General features: G+C 48.1%; 26 protein-coding genes. 12 read left to right on the top strand and 14 right to left on the bottom strand.

The features are described 5' to 3' along the window. The coding region (locus TOI97_RS09020; protein ID WP_321553790.1) for a zinc ribbon domain-containing protein at window positions 1–182 on the top strand (182 nt) is incomplete at its 5' end. Between the two features lie 438 nt (window positions 183–620). Here the strand turns inward: TOI97_RS09020 and flgA are convergent. After that, window positions 621–1,337: a flagellar basal body P-ring formation chaperone FlgA gene (flgA, locus tag TOI97_RS09015; RefSeq protein ID WP_321553789.1), complete on the bottom strand. Its 717-nt coding sequence runs from the start codon at window positions 1,335–1,337 to the stop codon at window positions 621–623. A 183-nt stretch (window positions 1,338–1,520) separates the two neighbouring features. Here flgA and flgB point away from each other — a divergent pair, with 183 nt between their 5' ends. The 11 genes from flgB to flgL all read left to right on the top strand — a co-directional run bounded on the left by flgB (window position 1,521) and on the right by flgL (window position 11,694). Next, the gene (gene flgB / locus TOI97_RS09010) at window positions 1,521–1,934 is read left to right on the top strand and encodes a flagellar basal body rod protein FlgB (RefSeq protein WP_321553788.1); all 414 of its coding nucleotides are present in this window, start codon (window positions 1,521–1,523) and stop codon (window positions 1,932–1,934) included. A gap of 28 nt (window positions 1,935–1,962) precedes the next feature. After that, window positions 1,963–2,370 carry a flagellar basal body rod protein FlgC gene (flgC, locus tag TOI97_RS09005; RefSeq protein ID WP_321553787.1) on the top strand — a complete coding sequence of 136 codons (408 nt, stop codon included), beginning with the start codon at window positions 1,963–1,965 and terminating at the stop codon, window positions 2,368–2,370. Window positions 2,371–2,372: 2 nt separating this feature from the next. After that, window positions 2,373–3,050 (top strand): flagellar hook assembly protein FlgD, encoded by a 678-nt coding sequence (flgD, locus tag TOI97_RS09000; protein WP_321553786.1) that lies wholly within the window; start codon window positions 2,373–2,375, stop codon window positions 3,048–3,050. 55 nt (window positions 3,051–3,105) lie between these two features. Beyond that, on the top strand, window positions 3,106–4,290 hold the full coding sequence (flgE, locus tag TOI97_RS08995) for a flagellar hook protein FlgE (protein WP_321553785.1): 1,185 nt from the start codon (window positions 3,106–3,108) through the stop codon (window positions 4,288–4,290). 13 nt (window positions 4,291–4,303) lie between these two features. After that, entirely contained in the window at window positions 4,304–5,056 is a 753-nt protein-coding gene (locus tag TOI97_RS08990; protein ID WP_321553784.1) for a flagellar basal body rod protein FlgF, read from the top strand. A gap of 12 nt (window positions 5,057–5,068) precedes the next feature. Next, window positions 5,069–5,851 (top strand): flagellar basal-body rod protein FlgG, encoded by a 783-nt coding sequence (gene flgG / locus TOI97_RS08985; RefSeq protein WP_321553783.1) that lies wholly within the window; start codon window positions 5,069–5,071, stop codon window positions 5,849–5,851. A 6-nt stretch (window positions 5,852–5,857) separates the two neighbouring features. Then, window positions 5,858–6,553 (top strand): flagellar basal body L-ring protein FlgH, encoded by a 696-nt coding sequence (locus TOI97_RS08980; RefSeq protein ID WP_456077549.1) that lies wholly within the window; start codon window positions 5,858–5,860, stop codon window positions 6,551–6,553. A 134-nt stretch (window positions 6,554–6,687) separates the two neighbouring features. Next, window positions 6,688–7,746, top strand: coding sequence for a flagellar basal body P-ring protein FlgI (locus TOI97_RS08975; protein ID WP_321553795.1), 1,059 nt, complete (start codon window positions 6,688–6,690; stop codon window positions 7,744–7,746). Further along, a complete protein-coding gene (gene flgJ / locus TOI97_RS08970; protein ID WP_321553782.1) occupies window positions 7,746–8,780 on the top strand; it encodes a flagellar assembly peptidoglycan hydrolase FlgJ in 1,035 nt (344 codons plus the stop codon). The genes TOI97_RS08975 and flgJ overlap by 1 nt, the downstream gene beginning before the upstream one ends. Before the next feature lie 59 nt (window positions 8,781–8,839). Continuing rightward, entirely contained in the window at window positions 8,840–10,462 is a 1,623-nt protein-coding gene (flgK, locus tag TOI97_RS08965; protein WP_321553781.1) for a flagellar hook-associated protein FlgK, read from the top strand. Window positions 10,463–10,485: 23 nt separating this feature from the next. After that, window positions 10,486–11,694, top strand: a complete 1,209-nt coding sequence (flgL, locus tag TOI97_RS08960; protein ID WP_321553780.1) for a flagellar hook-associated protein FlgL — start codon at window positions 10,486–10,488, stop codon at window positions 11,692–11,694. Window positions 11,695–11,726: 32 nt separating this feature from the next. On the opposite strand, the gene fliR is transcribed toward flgL, so the two are convergent. From fliR to fliF, 13 genes are all read right to left on the bottom strand, one after another. After that, the gene (gene fliR / locus TOI97_RS08955) at window positions 11,727–12,518 is read right to left on the bottom strand and encodes a flagellar biosynthetic protein FliR (RefSeq protein WP_321553779.1); all 792 of its coding nucleotides are present in this window, start codon (window positions 12,516–12,518) and stop codon (window positions 11,727–11,729) included. Window positions 12,519–12,524: 6 nt separating this feature from the next. Further along, on the bottom strand, window positions 12,525–12,794 hold the full coding sequence (fliQ, locus tag TOI97_RS08950; protein ID WP_321553778.1) for a flagellar biosynthesis protein FliQ: 270 nt from the start codon (window positions 12,792–12,794) through the stop codon (window positions 12,525–12,527). Window positions 12,795–12,820: 26 nt separating this feature from the next. Next, the gene (fliP, locus tag TOI97_RS08945) at window positions 12,821–13,573 is read right to left on the bottom strand and encodes a flagellar type III secretion system pore protein FliP (protein ID WP_321553794.1); all 753 of its coding nucleotides are present in this window, start codon (window positions 13,571–13,573) and stop codon (window positions 12,821–12,823) included. A gap of 11 nt (window positions 13,574–13,584) precedes the next feature. Beyond that, window positions 13,585–13,995 carry a flagellar biosynthetic protein FliO gene (fliO, locus tag TOI97_RS08940; protein ID WP_321553777.1) on the bottom strand — a complete coding sequence of 137 codons (411 nt, stop codon included), beginning with the start codon at window positions 13,993–13,995 and terminating at the stop codon, window positions 13,585–13,587. Further along, complete coding sequence (gene fliN / locus TOI97_RS08935) at window positions 13,992–14,603, bottom strand: flagellar motor switch protein FliN (RefSeq protein ID WP_407651340.1); 612 nt, start codon at window positions 14,601–14,603, stop codon at window positions 13,992–13,994. The genes fliO and fliN overlap by 4 nt, the downstream gene beginning before the upstream one ends. After that, entirely contained in the window at window positions 14,590–15,657 is a 1,068-nt protein-coding gene (gene fliM, locus TOI97_RS08930; protein WP_321553776.1) for a flagellar motor switch protein FliM, read from the bottom strand. The genes fliN and fliM overlap by 14 nt, the downstream gene beginning before the upstream one ends. Window positions 15,658–15,677: 20 nt before the next feature. Then, the gene (gene fliL, locus TOI97_RS08925) at window positions 15,678–16,154 is read right to left on the bottom strand and encodes a flagellar basal body-associated protein FliL (protein ID WP_321553775.1); all 477 of its coding nucleotides are present in this window, start codon (window positions 16,152–16,154) and stop codon (window positions 15,678–15,680) included. A 123-nt stretch (window positions 16,155–16,277) separates the two neighbouring features. Further along, complete coding sequence (locus TOI97_RS08920) at window positions 16,278–17,519, bottom strand: flagellar hook-length control protein FliK (protein ID WP_321553774.1); 1,242 nt, start codon at window positions 17,517–17,519, stop codon at window positions 16,278–16,280. Between the two features lie 18 nt (window positions 17,520–17,537). Continuing rightward, complete coding sequence (gene fliJ, locus TOI97_RS08915; protein ID WP_321553773.1) at window positions 17,538–17,996, bottom strand: flagellar export protein FliJ; 459 nt, start codon at window positions 17,994–17,996, stop codon at window positions 17,538–17,540. Window positions 17,997–17,998: 2 nt separating this feature from the next. Beyond that, window positions 17,999–19,381, bottom strand: coding sequence for a flagellar protein export ATPase FliI (gene fliI, locus TOI97_RS08910; RefSeq protein WP_321553772.1), 1,383 nt, complete (start codon window positions 19,379–19,381; stop codon window positions 17,999–18,001). Beyond that, window positions 19,381–20,127, bottom strand: coding sequence for a flagellar assembly protein FliH (gene fliH, locus TOI97_RS08905; protein WP_321553771.1), 747 nt, complete (start codon window positions 20,125–20,127; stop codon window positions 19,381–19,383). The genes fliI and fliH overlap by 1 nt, the downstream gene beginning before the upstream one ends. Further along, window positions 20,120–21,127, bottom strand: a complete 1,008-nt coding sequence (gene fliG / locus TOI97_RS08900) for a flagellar motor switch protein FliG (protein WP_321553770.1) — start codon at window positions 21,125–21,127, stop codon at window positions 20,120–20,122. Before fliG ends, fliH begins: the two co-directional genes overlap by 8 nt. After that, window positions 21,120–22,826, bottom strand: coding sequence for a flagellar basal-body MS-ring/collar protein FliF (gene fliF / locus TOI97_RS08895; protein WP_321553769.1), 1,707 nt, complete (start codon window positions 22,824–22,826; stop codon window positions 21,120–21,122). The genes fliG and fliF overlap by 8 nt, the downstream gene beginning before the upstream one ends. Window positions 22,827–23,029 lie beyond the last annotated feature (203 nt).

Genomic DNA, 23,029 nt, shown 5'->3' with positions numbered 1-23,029 from the left:
CCCAAACCTGTTCGAGTTGCGGCAGTTTGCCCGAGTCGAGGCCGAAAGGTATCGCAGGACTTGGAATAAGAGAATGGACGTGCAGTGGGTGTGGTGTCACCCACGATCGCGATATCAACGCGGCACGGAACATTCTCGCGGCCGGGCATGGTCGTCTAGCAGTAGGAATCCCCGTCCTTTAGGTCGGGGAGGATGTCAATCATATTGGGGTAGGGCGTTAAAAAATTGATGTTTTGGCCTAGATCTTAGGTGGTGGAATGAATGCACTCTTGATCTTTTCTTTAGGTGTTTGCGTGATGAAATAAGGTCAGTCTTAAGGGTGGGTAGACTTGAGAATAAATACTATTAGGCACAAATGCTCATTCAGTCTTTTTAACTAAAGATCATTTGATACTTGTCACCAAGTACAGCCGAAAGGTATTTGATGCTGCTGTATTGAGCAGAGCAAAAGAGATTTTGATCGCATTAAGGAAGGGTGGCTCTACTGGCTATCAATTATAGAAGCCTATGGTGAGAGGGGGGTTAGCCGAGTCAACTTGCATAATCTCTGCCGTGGTGCAGTGCACACCACCAAGTCCGTGCATGACCTGGGAAACCCCGCATCTAAAGTGGTGGGTAGTTCATTGCTCGTTGACGACTAAGCGGCCTTGGCCAACCACAGTGCCAACCAGTATGTCACGCCTTGATATTTTAACCCGCACCTGGGCGCCCATTGCACCGGCTTCCATAGCCGTGCCTTCTCGAGTAATACGAAAGCCCCGGCCTGCGGCCTCAATGGTGACTTGTTGCCCCCGTTCAACCAAGGGCATCTCGCGTAACTGGTGTTGCTGTATCACTTGACCTGCTTGGAGGGGGCGGCGAGCGAGCTGGCCAATCACATCTTCGGAATTCAGAATAGTTTGTTTCGGCAGGGCGCTGAGATCGCCATACTGAACATTAAGCATTTGCGCATGGATTATTGTGCCGGCTTGAATGTCTTGAATGGGTACAAGGTAATTCCCGAAAACTTGAACACTGGCTTGCATATAGCGTACTTGTTCACCGTTTTTGCCACAACGTACAGCGATGGTAACGCGCCCCCACTTTGGCTGTCCGGCACGAGGAAGAAAGGGTTGTGGATGGGTGCAAGGTGGTAACTGTGCGGCAGGTGGGAAAACCTCGATATGCACCTCGTCGCCTAGGTCCTGAGTTTGTTCATAGAGAAAAGCTTGTATAGAACTGATCAGGTTTGCGTCGTTTGCGTGTGCAGAAAGACTTAAAAAAGTAAAAAAAAATAGAGTCGCAGGTCGAAAGCGATCCAAAAGTTGATCTAGGTTGGTGGCTATCAGTTGTTGCATGGTATAATTAACACTTAAGTAATAGATTTTAAAATATAGCCGCAGTATTGACTGTAAATGCGTGCAGCGTGAAAGATGTATGGTGATGGCTTTTTGATGCCAGTTTACTTACGTCTTTACTGTAAATGAAAGTGGCTGTGCTGAGTATGAGTTATATTTATAACCGTGAATAGGGTTGGTCGAATGATCGATAAGCTAGAAGGTGCTTTAGGTTTCTATCAGCAAGCATTAAGTTTGCGTCATGAGCGTCAAAAAGTGTTAGCAAGCAACATAGCTAATGCAGATACGCCTAACTATAAAGCGCGTGATATGGACTTTTCTCAAGAATTGTCTAGAGCTGTTGAGCAGGCGGAACCTCGGCCAGTTCAATTAATGACAACATCAGAGCGGCATATCAGTCCGTTAAATCATTCATCAGGCTTGCGCGCTGCTGAATTGTTGTATCGCGTACCCGCTCAGCCGAGTCTTGATGGTAATACGGTAGATATGGATAGCGAGCGTGCTCAATTTGCTGACAATGCGGTGCGTTATCAGTCTAGCTTGGTGATGATTAATAGCCGTATTAAGAGCCTTAAATCGGCGATGCAGCCCGAATGACTTGCTCAGTGATCCACAGGAATAAAATATGTCAATGTTTTCGATTTTTGAAATTTCTGCTTCAGCTTTGAGCGCGCAGTCACAACGTATGAATGTTACTGCAAGTAACTTGGCTAACGCTGATAGTGTGGCGGGGCCAGATGGGCAACCCTATCGAGCAAAACAAGTAGTTTTTGCAGCACAAATGCAGAATCGTCAGGGGGTGGGTGGTGTGAATGTCACTCAGGTGGTTGAAGATCCAACGCCAATGCGCATGGAGTATAACCCAGAGCACCCTCTAGCGAATGAGCAAGGTTACGTCACCATGCCCAATGTTGAGCCAGTGCATGAAATGGTCAACATGATCGCAGCGTCGCGCTCTTATCAAGCTAACGTGGAAGTAATGAATACCAGCAAACAATTGATGCTTAAAACGCTCACTTTAGGGGAGGGTTAAGTATGGTGAATACCATTGATAGTGCGGTGCAGCATGCCATTAATGGTGGCGCAACTAGCCCTGCAGCTCAGAAAACCGGTGAAGATTTACGCAATAATTTTATGACCTTGCTGGTAGCTCAGTTGAGGAATCAAGACCCGCTGAATCCGATGGATAACGCGGAAATGACCTCGCAGCTTGCTCAGGTTAATACGGTTTCAGGCATTGAGGCACTTAATGAAACTTTGGCCAGTATCACTGGGCAAATTGATGCAGGTCAGGCGCTACAAGCGGCCGGTTTAATTGGTAAAGGTGTATTGATTCCAGGCGATCGTTTATTGGTCGGTGAAGAAGGCGCAACGACTCCTTTTGGTGTTGAGCTGCAAAGTCGTGCCGAGCAAGTGAATGTCAATATTGTGGATGGTTCTGGGCAAATTGTTCGTCGTTTTGAGTTGGGTGCCTTGAATTCCGGCGTTGAGTCCTTTGTTTGGGATGGCACTTTAGATGACGGCACCTTAGCTCCTAAGGGTGCTTACCGTTTCACTGTTGAAGCGCTGAGTGATGGACAGCAGATGGCGCACAAGGCATTAAATTACGCCCAGGTTATGGCTGTAAGTACGCATTATAAGGATGGCCCACGCCTTGATTTAGGTGGTGTGAACGAGCCTGTTAAGTTGGATGAGATCAGGCAGATTCTCTAACTTTAGTTATACATATTTTTAGTATCTTTAAATAGATTTTCAATGGAGCGGATAAATGAGCTTTTCTCAGGCGCTTAGTGGGTTATCGGCCGCTGCGATGAACCTAGACTCAATTGGTAACAACATTGCTAACTCACAAACGGTGGGCTTCAAGAGCAGTCGGGTGCAGTTTGCTGATGTATATGCAGGGTCTAAAATTGGTTTAGGTACACGTGTATCTACTGTCTTGCAGAACTTTAATGATGGTACGTTAGAAACGACAAACCGCAATATGGATTTAGGGATCAGTGGTAACGGTTTTTTCCGTTTTATCCAAAATGACCAAGTGGTGTATTCTCGTAATGGGCAGTTGACTATGACCAGTGATGGATACTTAATCAATGCTCAAGGCGCACGTTTAACCGGCTTTCCTGCAGGTGTTATGGGTGGTGGTAATCCACAGCCACTGAATGTGCCCGCAGATGCGTTGGAAGCTAAAGCCACTACTGGTGTAAAAGCCACGCTCAATTTGGATTCGCGAGCAGATAACATTGATCGTACTACCGTCGCTTTCGATCCAGCCAATAGCAATACTTACACTTACGCTAACAGTGCCACAGTGTTTGATTCGTTAGGTAATGCCCATAACACCACATTGTATTTCACTAAAGTTGCTGAAAACCAATGGGAAGTGAAGCAGGCGCGTGGTGGAGAAGTGGCGCCTGAAACGGGGACTTTAAATTTCAGTCAAAATGGAATTTTAACCAGTTCGGTGGGGGTCGACAGCTTCACTTTCAGTCCAGGTGGTGGTGCTTTAGATATGAATTTAGCGTTGGATTTCACTGGCAGTACTCAATTTGGTAATGATTTTCAGCTTAGCTCCTTAAATCAAGACGGTTATACATCCGGTAGCTTAGTGGGCGTAATTATTGACAATAAAGGTAATGTGGTGGGTAACTACGCTAATGAGCAAACTAAAATCCTTGGCACCATTGTACTGGCCAACTTTAGAAATCCAGAAGGTTTAACTCCGATGGGCGATAACGTTTGGGTTGAAACGAGTAGTTCGGGACAGCCACTGGTGGATGTGCCCGGTACTGGACTGTTAGGAAGCATTGAGTCAGGTACAGTGGAAATGTCTAACGTTGAACTGAGTAAAGAACTGGTCAATATGATCATTGCACAGCGCACCTACCAAGCTAATGCGCAAACCGTTAAAGCTCAAGACGAAGTGCTGCAGACTGCTATTAATCTACGTTAACGGAGGTTAGCTGGTGGATAGAATTATTTATACAGCCATGAGTGGTGCGCAGCAAACCCTTGATACTCAAGCGGTGGTCAGCCATAACCTGGCAAATGCGACCACTACGGGTTTTCGTGCGCAGTTATCAGCCATGCGTGCTGTACCTGTTCAGGGGGATGCCTTATTACCCACACGTACTTCAGTTGTTGCGTCAACCCCGAGAGCGGATTTTTCCGTGGGTAATATCACCACCACTGACCGTGCATTAGATGTTGCTATTCAAGCCGGCGGTTGGTTAGCAGTACAAGATAATGAAGGGCAAGAGGCATATAGCCGCCGCGGTGATTTACAAGTTGATAGTAATGGTTTACTGCTTAGTGGTGGGCGCCCTGTGCTAGGTGACGGTGGGCCTATTATTGTGCCTCTTGAGTCACAGCTGTCTATTGGTGCGGACGGCACAATCAGTGCTATTGGTGTGGGTGAAACGCCTGATGCATTAGTGCAAGTGGATCGATTGAAATTAGTGCAGCCTGATGAGAGTCAATTGTTGCGAGGTGCCGATGGTCTGTTTCGTCCAGATCCAGCCTCAGGGCCAATGGTCTTGCCGCAAGATGAAAACATTCAGCTAGTTTCAGGTGCTTTAGAAAGCAGTAATGTTAGCGCGATCGAGTCGATGGTTGCCATGATTGATAATGCTCGACGTTACGATATGCAAATGAAAGTGATCAGCAGCGCCGATGAAAATGCTCAGCGAGCCAATAGCTTATTGTCACTGCAGGGTTAAGGGGAAATATATATGATTAAATCACTGTGGACAGCAAAAACTGGGCTTGAATCTCAGCAGCGTCAGATGGATGTCACAGCAAACAACTTAGCTAACGTGAATACCAATGGCTTTAAACGTTCTCGTGCGGTGTTTGAAGATCTGCTCTATCAAAATATGCGTCAACCTGGGGCTATGAATAATGCGCAAAACTGGCTGCCATCGGGTATGCAGGTGGGTACGGGAGTACGCACAGTAGCAACTGAGCGTTTACACAGCCAAGGTGGCTTAATTGCTACGGAGAACTCACGTGATCTTGCCATTAACGGTAACGGCTTCTTTCAAGTGTTAATGCCCGATGGTGACGTTGCCTACACCCGTGATGGTAGCTTTCAGGTGGATCAAAATGGTCAATTGGTGACTGCTAATGGTTACCCCATTGAACCAGCTGTTTTTTTACCGGATAACGCACTGTCGGTGACCATTGGTGAAGACGGTATTGTGTCCGTGACGCAGCCAGGTAATACGCAAAGTGTGCAGGTGGGACAACTTACATTAGCAACCTTTGTTAACCCAACAGGCTTGGAAAGCATTGGTGGCAATCTGTATTTAGAAACCACGGCTTCAGGTGTGCGTAATGAAAACTTGCCAGGCCAGAATGGTACAGGTCGTTTATTCCAAGGATACGTAGAAACCTCCAACGTGAATGTTGTTGAGGAAATGGTCAATATGATTCAGACCCAGCGTGCCTATGAAATTAACAGTAAGGCTGTGAAAACCAGTGATGAAATGCTGGCTCGCCTCACGCAGCTGTAGCGGAGCATGATAAATATGGTGCCTAGGCGAAGCGTATGGCGTTGGCAGTTGTGGATAACCTTATGTTCGATATTGTTGGCTAGTGGCTGTGCACAGTTACCGCGTCCTTCTGTGGTTGGTGAGCAGGAGCAAATGGATATTTCAGAACCACCGCCAGCACGTGCCAATGGCTCTATTTATCAAAGTCATAGGGGTTATCAGCCGCTTTTTGAAGATCGACGTCCGCGTATGGTTGGGGAGATTTTAACCATAGTATTGGATGAAAAAGTCAGCGCTAGTAAAAGCTCAGCGTCCAACGCTTCACGTGACGGATCTGCTAGTTTAAACATTGCTGAAGTGCCGGAAGTGATTGATAAGTTACTTGAGTATGGCTTTGATTTATCCGGTGAAAACATCTTCAGTGGCGCTGGTGGTTCTCAGGCACGTAACTCCTTTACTGGCACTATTACCGTATCCGTGCTTGAGGTGATGTATAACGGTAACTTAAGGGTGCGTGGTGAAAAGCAAATTGCCATTAACCAAGGAGTTGAGTTTATTCGCTTTTCTGGTGTCGTGAACCCGCGCACCATTACTGGGCAGAATACAGTGATGTCGACTCAGGTTGCTGATGCCCGTATTGAATACGTGGGAGAGGGTTATATCAATGAAGCGCAACACATGGGTTGGTTGCAGCGCTTTTTCCTCAATGTATCGCCTTTCTAAGTGTACTACTGATGATGCCATTTCAAACAATCTATAAAACTGTATTGCAGGGTTTAATGATTCCCTTGGCCATTCATACTAAACAGCGGGGTAAAGCGCTTGGTGTGATTGCGCTAGCTCTGTTGTGGTTGAGTATGGCGCCAACCGTAGCAGCGACACAGTTGCGTGATATTGCCAACTTTACAGGTGTGCGTGATAACGCTTTAGTGGGTTATGGCTTAGTAGTGGGCTTGGACGGTACGGGTGACCAAACCATGCAAGCGCCTTTTACGGGGCAAAGCTTAACCAATATGCTGTCGCAATTGGGCATTACTGTGCCGCCCGGCACTAATATGCAGCTACGTAATGTGGCGGCGGCTATGGTGACTGCTGACTTGCCACCTTTTTCCCGCCATGGGCAGCGGCTTGATGTAGTTGTTTCCTCGATTGGAAATGCCCGTAGTTTACGTGGTGGTACCTTGCTCATGACGCCACTTAAGGGGGCTGATGGTGAGGTGTATGCTATTGCGCAAGGTAACTTGTTGGTTGGTGGTGCCGGTGCTGAAGCAGGTGGCTCAAGTGTGCAAATCAATCAGCAAGCAGGTGGGCGCATCAGCCGTGGTGCCACGGTTGAGCGTGAGGTCAATTTGCAGCTTGGTGATGAACGCGGCCTGCTTGAACTGCAACTTAAAGAGGCAGACTTTGGTACTGTTGAGCGCGTCGTGCACACCATTAATCAAGCCTTCGGGCGTGTGGTGGCCAGCGCATTAGATGGGCGAGTGGTGCAGCTGTTGGGCCCATTAAATCCCAATGAGCGGGTTAACTTTATGGCTAAGATTGAAAGCTTAAAAGTTGAACCCTTACCTGCCTCACCAAAAGTAGTGATTAACTCACGTACGGGCTCTGTGGTGCTCAATGGCGCAGTGACTTTACACCGTGCTGCTGTGGCGCACGGCAATCTTTCGGTCATCATTGATACGCAATACAATGTCAGCCAGCCTTCCTCTTTTGGTGAGGGGGACACCGTGGTGGTGCCGGACAGTCGTGTTGCCGTCCAGCAAGAAGAAGGTGCTTTGATGGTGGTGGAAGGGGCTGATTTGATGTCTGTAGTGAATGCCTTAAATGCTCTAGGCGCTACTCCCGCGGACTTAATGTCCATTTTAGAGGCATTAAAAGCTGCAGGCTCTTTGCGCGCAGACTTGGAGATCATCTAGTGACTGTAAAACCTTTAGATGCGCAGTTTGCTTTAGATATGCAAGGTTTGGAGCGTTTAAAGCAAAGCGCTCGCTACAACCCAGAAGAAGGACTTGAGCAGACGGCTCGTCAGTTTGAGGCCTTGTTCGTACAGATGATGCTCAAAAGCATGCGTGACACTGTACCGGATTCTGGTTTGACCGACAGTAATCATCGGCAGTTTTACACCACATTGCTTGATCAGCAATTGGCACAAACGGTAGCTAGCCGTGGAGTTGGTTTAGCAGAGCAGTTAGTCAGTCAGCTTAAAGGACAATTACCTGCTGGGGCACCGCTTGAACCAGAGCATGGTTTAATTGCAGGTATCCCGCGTGGGCAGCCGCGGTTGCTGAATGCAGATTTAGCGGTGGTACCATCCAATACATTTGATTCAGCTTTTCGAGTCCCAGTGAACACACCTGTGCAGCAGTTAACTCAGACAGCTCCAGTTGCAACGGTTAACCCTAGGACGCAAATTGAACAGAACAGCGCTCAGGCGCCGAGTCATGTGACAGCATTTGTTGAGCGCTTACAGGGTGCCGCACAACGAGCGAGCGACGTGACGGGCGTACCTTCTGAACTGATTTTAGCGCAAGCAGCACTGGAGACAGGTTGGGGGCGCTATGAAATTACCACCGCTGATGGAAGAAATAGCCACAATCTATTTGGAATTAAAGCAGGTAACCATTGGCAGGGGCAAACCACTGATATAGTGACCCATGAGTATATCAATGGACAGCGAGTCGCAATGACAGATCGTTTTCGCGTGTACGACTCGTTTGAGGCCTCTTTCACTGATTATGCGCGTTTGATAAGCCAAAACCCGCGTTATGCTGGGGTGGTCAATGCAGCAACGCCACAGCAAGCTGCTCAAGCTTTACAAACAGGTGGATATGCAACAGACCCTAGCTACGGCGATAAGTTAGTGGGTGTGATGCAAACCATTGGTAAAGTGGCAAAGCCTGCCCAATTTGCAGTGGCTCAACAGCGCAATTTTTTAAGTCAAACTCGATGATATTAAAGTTTTACAGCTTACGGCCGATAAGCAAAGTAATCAGTTAAGGAAACCACAGCATGAGTATTTTTTCGATCGGCGTCAGTGGCCTTAATGCCTCACAAAAAGCCTTGTACACCACAGGTAATAACATCAATAACGTGTACACTCCAGGCTATAACCGCGAAATCCCTATCTTGGGTGAAGCCAAAGCGGGAGGCGTCAGGGTGTATGATATCCAACGCCAGTTTAATCACTTTGTTGCCACCCAGCTCAATGCATCGAGCGGTAAGTTCAGTGCCTTGCAAGCTTATCAAACGCAGGTGCATCAGGTGGACAGTTTACTGGCTGACCAAGAAGCGGGTTTGGCACCTTTAATGCAGTCTTTTTTCTCGTCTGTTGAAGATCTAGTGGGTAATCCTTCCGATCCAGCTGCACGTCAAGGCGTTTTGGGTACTGCAAACACACTAACGGCACAATTTAGATCCTTTGATGATTACCTTAATGATATGCAGCAAGGAATCAATGGGCAGGTGCGCGATGAAATTGTGCAGATCAATAACCTTGCTGAACAGGTGGCCAATTTGAATCGTGAGATTGGTTTGGCCCGTGCTAAAACAGGTATAGCACCTAATAGTTTATTGAACCAACGTGACCAACTTGTGGCTGATTTGAGCGCCCGAGCTGATGTGAAACTGAACATTCAAGACGGTGATGTGTATCACCTGAGCATTGGTAATGGTCAGCCGTTAGTGGCGGGGACTCATACCTATAAGCTCGAAGCGATGAGGTCTGCAGGGGATCCAGCACGTATGGTGGTGGGTTATAACGACTCAGCTGGCAACTTAATTGAATTAAAAGATCATACATTTAAACAAGGCACATTAGGTGGTTTGTTGAGCTTTCGCTCTGAAACATTGGATAAAACTCAGAACCAGCTCGGTCAACTGGCGGTGTCTTTTGCGGTCAGTTTCAACGAGCAACATAAGCAAGGCTTAGATTTAAATGGGGCGGTTGGACAAGATTTTTTTGCTATCGGAGAGCCCCGTGTCTATAGCAATAGTAACAATAGCAGTGGTGTTGAGTTTGCAGCAGCATTTGATGTGGATCAGATTGATCAGTTGAAAGCTGCCAGCTACGATATTCATTATACAGGCGGGCAGATGCAGGTCACCCAGCGTGATACCGGTGTAGCAGTGGTTGCTGATTATGATCCGGCGGCGGGTACTTTGAGCTTTGCTGGTCTGAAACTAACCTTAACTGGAACTCCGGCAGAAGGTGAGCAATTTCACTTGAACCCTTTGCAGCGTGCAGCCAGTGAGTTTGACAGTAAAATCCAAGATGCAGCGCAGATTGCAGCAGCAAATAACGATGCGGATGCGGGGACTGGAGATAACCGTAACGCTATTGCTTTGCAGAACTTGCAAAGTAAACAGGTTGTTGGTGGACATGCAACTTTAAGTCAGGCTTATGGTGCGTTGGTCAGTGATGTGGGTAATCGCACCAACGTGGTGAATGTAAACTTGACTGCTCAGCAGGGTCTAAATGAGCAACTGCGTGGTCTGCAGCAGTCAGAGTCTGGGGTGAACCTAGATGAAGAAGCTGCAAACTTATTGCGTTATCAGCAGTACTATCAAGCTAATGCGCGGGTTATTGAAGTCGGTGGCACTATTATTGATGTCCTTTTAGGTCTGCGTACCTGATCGACTGAAGGAGAAGATAGATTATGCGTATCAGTACTTTGACTATTTTTGAGCGAAACACGTCTTCGCTGAATCGTCAGCAAAGTGATTTCCTTAAAGTTGGTCAGCAGTTTGCCACCGGTAAGCGGGTGATTAATCCATCCGATGATCCACAAGCAGCTTCACGTGCTGTTGGTGTAGGGCAAGCAAAAGCCATTACTCAGCAGTATATGGACGCTCGAATCACTGCCCGTAATGCTTTAGCCCAAGAAGAAAGTGTGTTGAACAGCATCAGTGATGCAGTAATCAGCGCTAAGACCCTGTTGGTGCAAGGGGCGAACGGTACTTTAAGTGATGCTGATCGCAGTTCGGTGGCGGCAGAGTTAAAAAGTATTTATGAAACGTTGTACGGTCAGGCTAATGTAACTGACGGTAACGGTCGTTATTTATTTGCCGGTTATCAAGACAATTCCGCTCCCTTTATTAAAGACGCAGCGGGTAAAGTCAGTTATGTCGGTGGTAACACCGCCCGCGAACAGCGAGTGGATGCTTCGCGCTTAATGCCGGTAGCGGATAATGGCAATACTGTTTTTCGCAGTGTCCACAGCAGTGCTGGCTATATTGCCGAAGCTGCGGCTGATAATGCAGGTACCCTCACCTTTAGTGGGCCGCTAGTGCTTAATAGTAGTGATGCGAATTACGGTGCTAGTTTTACGCTGAGCTTCACAGAAAACGCTGATGGCAGTTACAGCTATAGCACTGACGGGGGAGCCTCTTTACTGACCTATGAGCCAGGTCAACCGATTGAATTTGCAGGGCTGTCACTTACTCTAGAAGGTATACCAGCCGATGGCGATAGCATTCAGTTGGGTACAGCTCAGAACATGAATCCGGACCTTTTCGCCAGTTTAGAAAAGGCCATTGCAGTTTTAGATACAGCTGTTGCTGGCGATCCTAAGCAACAAGCTCAGTTAGATAATACTTTAAAAACGGTAATGCGTGAGCTGGATAATAGTCTAGATAATGTCCTTACTGTGCGTGCTTCAGTGGGTGCGCGTTTAAATGAGTTGGATGTGATTGATACTGTGGCAGGTAACCGTATGCTCAATTATGAGCAGACTTTATCTGATTTGCTTGATTTGGATTATGTACAAGCAGCAGCAGAGTACAGCCTACGTATGGTTGGCTTACAAGCTGCACAGAAGTCTTTTGTTGATATTCAAGGTATGACCTTGTTCAATTACTTAAATTGATATTCTTCCCGTTCTTTAGGTCGGGGAGGATGTCAAAATGGCGCTAGTGCTTCGACAAACTGTTGCATAAAGCCTAAGCCATGACTGAATAAACGCTCTAAAAAGGAGCCAAGGTCAGTCATTAAAATCATCAGTAAGAAAATGCCCATGGTGAGGGTCAGTGGGAAGCCAACTGAAAATACCGTTAATTGCGGTGCTGCACGATTTAAAATGCCTAAAGATAAATTGATAGTTAATAAAGATGCCATTACAGGTAAGGCCAGTAGCATGCCAGAGAAAAAGATTGTACTACCAAAGCGTGCTAGCAGATCAAATGCCCCTAAGTTGGGTAGGCCTGCGATTCCTATAGGTAAGCTGGTAAAGGTATTGGCTAAAATTTGAATCAGTAGCAGATGACCGTCAAGAGCCAGAAAAAATAGCAAAGTGATCATGTAGAGTAAGCGCGACAAGATCATGGTGTTGGCCCCAGTGTCGGGCGAGAAAAAAGTTGCAAACGCCAAGCCCATTTGTAGTCCAATAAACTCACCTGCGGCCTGCACAGCAGCAAATAAAATATGCATGATCAAACCCATTGATAGTCCAATCAGCATTTGCTCAATGATGATGCCCAATCCCGCCCAAGATACTAAAGGTACAGCTGGCAATGGACCAATGCTGGGGGCAACAATAAGGGTTAAAAGTGCAGCCAAGGCAATTTTAACTTGATTAGGAATGCTTGAGTGACCTAGCAAAGGGCTGGCCACAAAAAATGAGCTTAAGCGAATAAAGGGCCAGAGAAACGCAACTAGCCAACCCTGCAATTGGGCAAAGGTGACCTCAACCATAATGGGTTAAGACACCATAAAAGGGATATTGGTAAAGAGTTTGTGGGTGAAGTCAATGATCAGCTTTAACAGATAAGGTCCTGCAATAATCAAAACAGTAAACACTCCAAGAATCTTGGGGATAAAAGACAAGGTCATTTCGTTAATTTGCGTAGCAGCCTGAAATAGACTCACTAATAAACCTAATAAAAGTGCGGTGAGCAGGAGCGGGGCGGCCATCATTAAAGTGACTTGCATGCCTTGGTAGGCGAGATCCATTACAGCTTCGGGAGTCATGGGTTGTCCTCAAATGTTTAAGGGGATTATACATAGAAGCTTTGGGCTAAGGAGCCAATGATCAGCTGCCAGCCATCTACAAGCACAAACAACATGAGTTTAAAGGGCAAAGAGATTGTTGCCGGTGGAACCATCATCATACCTAGAGCCATTAAAACACTGGCTACCACTAAATCGATAATTAAAAAAGGAATAAAAATCGTAAAGCCTATTTGGAAAGCGGTTTTTAATTCACTGGTCACAAAAGCGGGCATGAGAACATGCATGGGTAAGTCTTCAGGTCCCTGCATTGGGCCGACTTTAGCTAGGTTTGTAAACAGAGCTAAATCCGTATCACGGGTTTGATTGAGCATAAATTCGCGTAATGGCTGGCTGCCAATACTAAGAAACTGCTCAATATTGATTTCTTCCGCGGTGAAAGGTTGCCATGCCGTTTCATAAATTTGGCTGATGACTGGTGACATGACAAAAAAGGTTAAAAACAGGGCCAGTCCCAGTAATACTTGATTGGGTGGTGCCGATTGCGTACCCATGGCGGTACGCAATAAGCTGAGGACAATAATGATTCGAGTAAAGCTGGTGGTCAGTAGGATCATGGCTGGTATAAAAGCCATACTGCTAAGTAAAAGCAGGGTTTGTAACTGAATTGACCACTGCTGCCCACCATCGGCTGTTGGCTGGCTCACAATGCCTGGCAAACCTTGGGCTAAAGCCATATTGGAGCAGAAAGGTAAAGCGATCAGTAAAAATAGAGCGCTGAATACTCGAGCGCTTGGCATTAGGCGCATGATTAACCCTCGTCCTGCGATGAGCGTTTTAACCGCTCCTGGCTTTGTTGTTTTAAGGCTTGAGTAAAACGGCGAGTAAAGCCGTTACTTTGTGGCGTAGGTTCTGGCGCAGGTTTGATTTGCGCGGGCATTTGATGCAGTTTGCTTACTTGACCACTGGCTACCCCCAAAACTAACCAAGTATCGTCCACTTCTACAATTACCACACGTTCCTTTACTCCAACGGCGGTGCTGCTGATCACTTTTAGCTTGCCGTTCGTACCCATGCCGTGTAGTCCAGAGCGTTTCACAACATAGCTCAGCAGTAAAATTAAGGCGATGATAAAGAGTAAAACAACAGTGATTTTACCTAGCATGGCCATGCCAATGAGTGTGTCGCTATGGGTTGCAGCAGTGACGTTAGCAGTGTTCATCGGTTAAGTTTTTGTAAGCGTTCGGACGGAGTGACGATTTCTGTAATACGAATGCCGTACTTATCATCCATCACCACCACTTCGCCTTGAGCAATCAAATAGTCATTGATTTGAATGTCCATGGGTTCACCAGCTAAACCGTCAAGCTCGATCACTGAACCTTGTGAAAGTTCCAACAGTTGCTTAATGGTAATGCGCGTACGGCCTAACTCTACCGTCAGTTTGACGGGGATGTCCAAGATCATATCTAAATTGCGTGCGGCGCCGCTGCTGGCATTGTTTTCCAAGGGTTTGAAGACACTTTTACTGGCCGCTTGTACGGTGCCTGTTGTCGCGCTACTTTGTTCAGCTAAAGCAGCGGCCCAGGGGTCGTCGTCACTTGCTGGGCTTTGTTCAGCTTGTTCTGCGAGTGCTTCGGCCCATGGGTCGTTGCCTTGCTGTTCAGCCATTGCCTCGCTCCAAGGGTCTTCACTTTGAGCCTGTTCAGCCATGGCTTCCGCCCAGATGTCATCAGCTTCAACTGAAGATTGTTGATGCTCTGCTGTCTGTTCATTTGTATTCAAGGCATCATCAGTAGTGGGTTGCTCTGGATTGTTAGGGTTTGTCATGATGAGGCTCCTTCGCTTTAGCGGGTTTAGCTTGCGACTGCTGGTCTTTTAAAAAATTGGTAGTAGAAGGTGGACTGTTCAGTGAGTGATCAATTAGGCGCTTTACCCGCAAGGCGCGTTGTTCTTGTAGGCTGCCAAACTCACATTTCATCACAGGAATACCGTCCACACCGGCTGTGACTGTATCTGGCAGTTCTATGGGGATTACATCCCCAACTTTCAGTGCCATTACTTCTGCAATGCGGATAGGGACAGTGACAAAATCTGCGATCAGCTCAACTTCTGAATGTTTGATCTCTTTGGCTAAACGCTGAGTCCAAGCGCGATCGCTGGCTGTATTGCTATCGGTTTTCATATCACTGAGTTTGTCACGCAGTGGCTCAATCATGGCGTAGGGAATACAAATTTGAAAATCACTGGCCACATTGCCTACTTCCAAATGAAAAGTGGTATTGACCACGATTTCGTTTGGTGAGTTGGTGATATTGGCAAATTTAGTCTGCATCTCTGAGCGTAAGTATTTGATTTCGAGTGGAAACACTGCATGCCAAGAATCTTGATAGGCTTCAATGGCTAAATTCAGAATGCGCAAAATAATGCGCTGCTCTGTATTAGTAAAATCACGCCCCTCAGGTTTGGTAAGAAAGCGTCCGTCACCGCCGAAGAGGTTTTCCACCACCATAAATACGAGGCTCGGGGGGAAAACAACAAGAGCAGAACCACGCAAAGGCTTCATAGAAATTAAATTGATGTTGGTGGGTACCGGCATATTGCGGGCAAACTCACTGTAGCTTTGATAGCTTACAGAGCCAACGGTGATGTCTGCGCTGCGGCGAATCAGGTTAAACATTGACATGCGAAATTGACGGGCAAAACGCTCGTTAATAATATCCAAGGCATGCAGGCGGTCACGAATAATCCGGTGCTGATTAGCTGGATCAAACGGGCGTAGGCGCGGTGTTTCGGTGTTGGCTGGCGCTTCATCTTCGTCGTTGAAGGCGCCGCTAAGCAACGCATCAATTTCTTGCTGTGACAGCAGTTCGTCTTTAGACATGGGCTAATGAAGTAATCCGGTTACTGGACAATAAATTCTGTAAACAGAACGTCATGAATAATAAGTTCAGGCTGTGTGGGGTCGAGCGGACGTTTCAGTTGCTCAAGAATTTTTTCTGCCAGCCGTTGTTTACCACCAACGGCTGTCACTTCCCTTGGGTTTTGCTCAGACAATAATAACAGCAGGCGATTGCGAATTAAGGGCATATTGCGCTCAATGGCATTACGGGTTTGTGCGTTACCGACTTTTAAAGACAGTCCTGTGTAGAGTAAGCGTGAGTCATAGTCACCGTCTTGTAAGTTCACTGTAAAGGGATCAATGGTAACAAAAATCAGTTCTGGGGCTGGGGCAGGTGTGGGCTTCGCCTCAGCAGTTGGTTCAGCGGTACGATCCTGTGTCAGGTAATAGACATTAATACCTGTTGAAGCTAAAACAACAATGATGAGAACAACCAGTAGCAAACCTGTTTTACTGCGGCCTGCTTGAACCTTTGCCATAAAATTCACCTATTTGTTAGAAGTCAGCGCTTACGCATCTAGGGTTAATATACAAGCACTCAGCAGCGTTCAAAATGTGAGAAACAGCTGCTTAAATGAGCTTATTTTATAATGTCTATGCACTTAAGCATATAAGTCGATACGGCCATCCATGACCACATGGCGCGAAGGGTGTTCTGCTGTAGCCACAGGTGCGACCTCATTGGTATTGCTGAGTGCTAGCGAAGCAGGGTCACGCTTGGACTGTTCCTGAGCAAATGTACCGGAGTCATGTTGTTGCGCATCCACAGACGTCTCACCCAAGCTGATGCCTTGTTCTGATAAGGCTTCGCGCAGCTGAGGGAGCGCCTGTTCAATAGCATGGCGCACGGCACTGTTAGCTGAGATAAAGTGTGCTTGAGCGCCTTGTTCAGCCAGTTTTAAACTAATTTGCAATGGACCCAACTCAGCTGGATTGAGGTGCAATTCTAAGTGTTGCTCACCGCGCATCGCCAATCCAATCATGTGCTGGCCCAGTTGTTGTTGCCACGCTTGTGTAGCCACAGGTGCTGATAAAACTGTACTGCCGGCTGATTGTATAGGGGGTAGAGTGGCTTGAGTGCTTGTATTGAGTGGGTTGTTTTGCACTAAGCTAGGTTCTGCATCAGCTTGCAGTGCTAAGCCAGTGAGATGTTCCTTTATTGTGTTGCTCTGCGTCAGGACGTTAGTATCTGCAGTCGCATTTTGCTGTATTTTGAGGTTGTGCTCATTGGGCTCAACCTTGGTAGGTAAAGAGCCTTGACGGTCAGCATTTTCTGCTGAGTTTAACTCAGGTGTAAATTGAGGAGCCACTAAAGGAGCGTTTGGCTCAGCATGAACAGGCTGCGTTGTGGAGGTTTGCAAATGTGCAGCTAAAGGTGTTGCTTCCAGCGTGTGCGTGTTCAAGGCAAGTGTGTGTGATTGGACTGAATGCAATGAGCCAGCCTGTTCTATTAGGTTTAAGCGCTGGCTGATGCTGGCTAAGGCTGAAGCTGACATAGCAGTTGACATGCTTGCAACAAGCGGTTGTAGGCTCGATTGAGTTGCAGTCTGAGCAGTTGGTAGCGGCTGTGGCACAGATGAGGGCGCCAGTTGTGCGAGTAGCGCAGCTGCTTCTGCTAAATCGAGTTCAGTTGGATGCTTTTTTTGTGTGAGCTCAGCATCAAGCTGTGTTTGTTGTTCTGCGAGTAGAGCAGGCTGAGCTGTGCCCATGTGCATTTGAGCAGCTAAAGCCGATAGTTGTTGCGCAAAATTGGGGCCATTGGCAGTGAGTGCTTGATGCCCAACTTGGGCCGTTGAGCGTGTGCTTGTGTTGCCATGAGTGGCTAATAATAAAGTGATGTCCATCAAGTCTCCTCGCCACCCTTATGGGGTGAAGCCACGTTTACTTTTACGAGCGAAAGCATTCGTCGTCAATTCATCGTTTTGCCGTTGTTCATTGCGTAACATTTGTCGAGTTGCTTCATCCGCACGGCGATTATTAAGGGTGGTATAAGACGACAGCTTTCGCTGTTGTTGTTGCCAGTTTTTTTGGCTACTTATAACCCTTTGCTGCTGTTGATTAATCGCTTGATAAGCACGTGCAATAGACGCATCTAAAGAGCTTAAAAACTGCTGGTAATTGTGTAGCGTAGCAGGTTCTATGCCACTGTGCAGCAGCTCTTGCAAGCGGCTAGCGTATTCCAAGCGGTAATTATTGAGCAGGGTCAATTGTTCATTTAATTGGTTTTGATTGCGTCGTTCACTGGCCAGCATTTGTGCAGCTTGATCACGGGCTTCGCGGGCCAATTCAATCAGTGTATCTAAAGGTGTACTTGTATTCATGGTTATGATCTCAGCGCAGCCACCAATGCTTGTAGCGATGCATCGATGCTGGCTCGCTCATCAATGCGTTGCTGTAAAAACTTTTCCAACTGTGGATACAGCTGCACGGCCTTATCCAACATGGGGTCATGGCCAGGACTATAAGCGCCCACACTGATCAGGTCGCGGTTGCGTTGATAGCGTGAAAATAACTGCTTAAATTGCTGGGCCAGCTGCAGTTGCTCGGGTGCAATAATACTGGTCATGACGCGACTGATTGAAGCTTCTATATCAATTGCAGGGTAATGACCGGACTCGGCTAGCTGCCGTGACAGTACGATATGCCCGTCGAGAATTGCACGGGCTGAGTCCGCTATAGGGTCTTGCTGATCATCACCTTCAGTTAACACAGTATAAAAAGCTGTAATGGAGCCACCGCCTTTGGGGCCATTACCGGTGCGTTCGACCAACCCGGGTAGTTTTGCGAAAACCGAAGGTGGGTAGCCCTTGGTTGCTGGCGGTTCTCCGATGGCTAAAGCAATTTCACGTTGCGCCATAGCGTAGCGAGTTAACGAGTCCATGATTAACAGCACATTCAAGCCTTGGTCGCGAAAATCTTCGGCTAAACGTGTGGCGTAGGAGGCTCCTTGTAAACGCTGTAAGGGCGAGGTGTCTGCTGGAGCCGCCACTACCACGGCACGCTTTAAGCCTTCGGGGCCAAGAATGTTATCAATAAAGTCTTGTACCTCACGACCACGTTCACCGATCAAGCCCACGACAATAATGTCGGCTTGGGTGTAGCGCGCCATCATGCCTAACAGAACAGACTTACCCACCCCAGAGCCGGCAAATAATCCCATGCGTTGACCGCGACCGACAGTGAGTAGGCTGTTGATGGCGCGAATACCTACATCAATTGGTGAGTCGATGGGGGCGCGAATCAAAGGGTTGAGTGGTGCTGTGGCTAGCGGTGCATGCGGAGCTTCATCCACAGGACCTTTGCTGTCCAAGGGGCGGCCGTTACCATCGAGCACTCGGCCCAGCAGGCTGCTGCCAAGAGGGAAGCGTCGAGCGCTGTTGCGTCCACCTAAAGGGAAGACCCGTGCGCCGGGGGCGAGACCACTGAGTTCTTCTAGCGGCATTAAATATAGATGATCACCGGAGAACCCCACTACTTCCGCTTCAGCAAAACGGCTACGAATAGAGCCGTCTGCGCGGGCCATTTCAATTTGGCAAGCACTGCCTAAAGGGACGCGTAAACCAACCGCTTCCAGCACCATGCCGGTGGCACGAATAATACGTCCACTGGCTTGATAGTTGGGTAGGCGATCAATGCGTTTTGTCGTTTTCTGCAGTCGGTGTAACCAACGCGATTGATGCAGTTTGTCCAGTTCAGCTGTGTGCATTACTTAGCGCTCGAAGGGGGCGGTGTGAGGACTTGCTGCTGAATGGCTTGCCAACGGCTTTCCCAGGTGGCATCCAGCTCACCGCTGACACTGGTGACACGGCAGCCGCCTCGAGTGAGTTGCTCGTCGGGCTGCAACTGCCAACCGGCAGCTGTCAGTTCTGCGGATAAGTGTTGTTCGACTAGCGCTAGATCTTGCGGGTGCAACCATAAACGGGGTGCAGTGTTGAGGGCTGGCTCCGTATGTAACAGTTCACGCACTAAGTTTAAAATCTGTTTCGGCTGTTGAGTTAAAGCCTCACCCGCCAACTGTCGGCCTGTACTGAGCGCCAATTCGACTAAGGCGTGGGCCACTTCCTCATCAAACTGGGTCAGTGCTGCTGTAAAGTTTTCTGCCAGCGTTAAGAGGGGGGCTAAAGCTTGCTCGGCAGCTTGCTCACCAGCGGCTAATGCTTCGGCACGACCCTGCTCCAAACCCTGTTGGTAACCTTCTTGCTGGCCCTGTTCTAGGCCAGCTTGATAGCCTTGAGCATGAGCAGCAGCGCGTGCTTGTTCACGTAAAGCTTCTAACTCGGCATTGCGGCGAAAGCTTTGTTGTTGTGCATGCTCAGTGGCGTTGAGTGTCTTTACAGGGGCTTGAGTAAGGCGCTGAGTCCGCAGTTGCTCCATCTCCCAAGGCTGCCAATGTTCATCTTGAGGTGTTTCGTGCAGGTGTTCAGGCTTGTTTGGCTGATGCGGTTTAAACATAAGCGTCATCTCCGGCACTGAGTACAATCTCGCCACTGTCTACTAACTTGCGAACAGCTTGTAAGATGGCTTTTTGCTCACGCTCCACTTGCGACACACGGATTGGGCCACGGGCTTCCATATCTTCTAGCAATAGCTGAGCTGCACGTTGTGACATGTTTTGTGTGAATTTGTGTAAGAGCGCTTCGGGCGCACCTTTGAGGGCCACTACTAGGTTGTTGGTGTCGATTTCTTTGAGCAACAGTTGAATGCTGCGATCGTCCAAATCCAGGAGGTTTTCGAATAAGAACATTTCGTCGATGATTTTCTGCGCCAAATCGGCGTTGTGCGCGCGAATGGTGTCAATGGCTTCCTCTTCTTGATTGGCGTTCATCAAGTTGAGAATTTCTGCTGCAGTACGTATGCCACCCATTTTGCTGCGTTTTAGGTTTTGGCCATCGAGTAAACCGCCCAATACCTCTGTGAGCTCTTGCAAGGCAGCAGGCTGCACACCCGTGAAGGTGGCAATGCGCAGCAGTACATCATTACGCAATTTATCATTGAACAACTCTAAAACTGCGGAGGCTTGGTGGCGGTCTAAGTGAATTAAAATGGTGGCAATCACTTGTGGGTGTTCGTCGCGCACTAAATCAGCCACCACCGATGTTTCCATGAGGTTTAAAGCATCAATACCTGTGGTGCTTTGGGTACTTTCAATTAAGTCTTCAATCAGGCTAGCCGCGCGCTCGTTGCCCAGAGCTTTAGTGAGTACCGCGCGAATATGTTCGCTACTGTGCAGGTTAATATCGGCAAACTCTTCAGATTCTTTGCTAAAGGCTTCCAGTACTTGACGGATATCTTCTTGAGTCAATTGCCCTAGGTTGGCCATTTCACGACTGATTTCTTTCACTTCATCCGTGGAGAAGTGCTGCAACACTTCTGCAGCACTGTCTTCATCTAGAGTCATTAGAAGTACGGCGCCGCGTTTAGCACCGCTCATGTTAAAAGAAAAATTACTCATTTTTATCCATCCAGCTGCGGATGATCATTGCGACCATGCGAGGGTCATCTTTGGCCATTTCTTGCAGCCGTTTAACGTGTTGTTCATGGGTGTGTGCTTTGCGGCGGCGTTGCTGAACCTTTTCATAGGTATCACCGGGAGTCAGCTCGCTCTCAGTACCTGAGTCATCGTCTCCCACTTGTACGTGCAGACGTGGCTGTTCAGGAGTCGTGCGAGCTGCATTGGTGTAGCGGCGCAGTAATGGGCGGACGATTAAAAAGTACAGCAGCAGCGCAGCTAAACCGACCAACAAGTAGCGCCCCAAAGGCAGTAACAGTTGATGCACAAGCGCTGACTCCCACCAGGGTTGCTCAAGCTCTGATGAGTCCAACTCAATGAAGGGGCTGTTCACCACTTCCAACTGATCACCGCGGGTGTCTGAGTAGCCCATCGCTTGGCGCACTAAACGGCTGATGTGATCCAACTCAGTGTCGCTTAATGGCTCGCGACTTAGCACGCCGTTTTCATCCAGCTGTTCGCGGTAGTTAACCACCACTGCCACCGATAGGCGCTTAATTTGCCCGCGGCGGTATTGGATGTGCGCAATATTGCGATCCACTTCATAGTTGATCACGTTATCAATGTTTTGCTGTGAGGGCGGTTGTCTTGGTTCAACAGGCTCTGCATCATCTGCTTCTGCATTCGGTTGCAGCTCAATGGGTGAGGGTGCAACGCCCGGCGGCACATTACTCAAAGCACCCGGAATACCTTGGATTAAGCCCTCACCATCAGTATAAGACGCGCTGTGTTGTGCGCTGCGCACCGCAGCTTGATTGGGCGCTTGATTCGGGCCGTAACGTTCGGAAGTTTCTTCACGGCTGGAAAAATCCAGTTGTGCTGCAACCTGTGCCCGTACATTTTGTGCGCCTAAAATCGGAGCTAAAATACGTTCAATGCGCTGTTGGTAAGAGCGCTCGACTTCTTCTATGTAGCTCAGTTGGGTGCCGTCGAGGTCGCTGGTCATGCCCTGTGGGCGAGACAGCAAATTACCATGCTGATCTACTAAGGTGACGTTTTCTGTGATCAGCTCCGGTACGCTGCTAGAAATCATATGAATAATGGCGTTGACTTGACCTTCTCCAAGGGCACGGCCGGGGTGCAAATTAAGCACGACAGAGGCTTTGGCTGGTTTGCTATCGCGGATAAACACTGAGGGCTTAGCCATCGCTAAATGCACGCGGGCGCTAGCCACTGGACCTAAAGACTCAATGGAGCTGGATAATTCGCCTTCCAGTGCACGTTGAAAATTCACTTGCTCAGCAAATTGGCTGATACCAAAAGCTTGGTTATCCATCAGAGAAAAGCCAACATTGCTGCCTTGTGGCAAGCCTTGCTCAGCTAAACGCAAGCGCAAGCTGTGTACCTGGTCGCTGGGCACGAGTAGGTTTTGTCCGCCAGTGCTGAATTGGTAAGGAATTTGTTGGCGATCCAACTCTGCAATGATACGACCGCCATCGGCCTCGCTGAGATTGCTGTACAGTACACGGTACTCAGGGCTGCCTGCCCACATCAGCAAGGCAATGATGATAGCAATCACTGCCGCGCCGGCAACCAGCAGAGGCACTAAGGGGTTGCCGCGCAGTTTAGTCAGCCACTGCTCTAGGCCAGCGGTGTTGACAGTGTTGCTTTGACGGTTCGCTTCTGTCGCGCTGTGATTCATCCACGCCTCCATAGTTGAGACATATTTGTTATTTGTGCATTAATAAGCAAAAGTGCCAATGGCATGGTGTCATCCATAGGTTACGGTGAGCCGCCCATTCGGGTGCGTCTGTTTCAATGAAGTAGGCTGTGGGTTGCCGTTAAATATATATCACTGGGAAAAAGCAGAACAAATCCCATTGTAGCGTTAATAACTGGTGTCAG

It is taken from the genome of Denitrificimonas halotolerans (assembly GCF_034259425.1).
GTDB classification, from domain to species: Bacteria; Pseudomonadota; Gammaproteobacteria; order Pseudomonadales; family Pseudomonadaceae; genus Denitrificimonas; species Denitrificimonas halotolerans.
The sequence above is the reverse complement of the archived record's forward strand: the minus strand, read 5'-3'. Positions and strand labels throughout refer to the sequence as shown.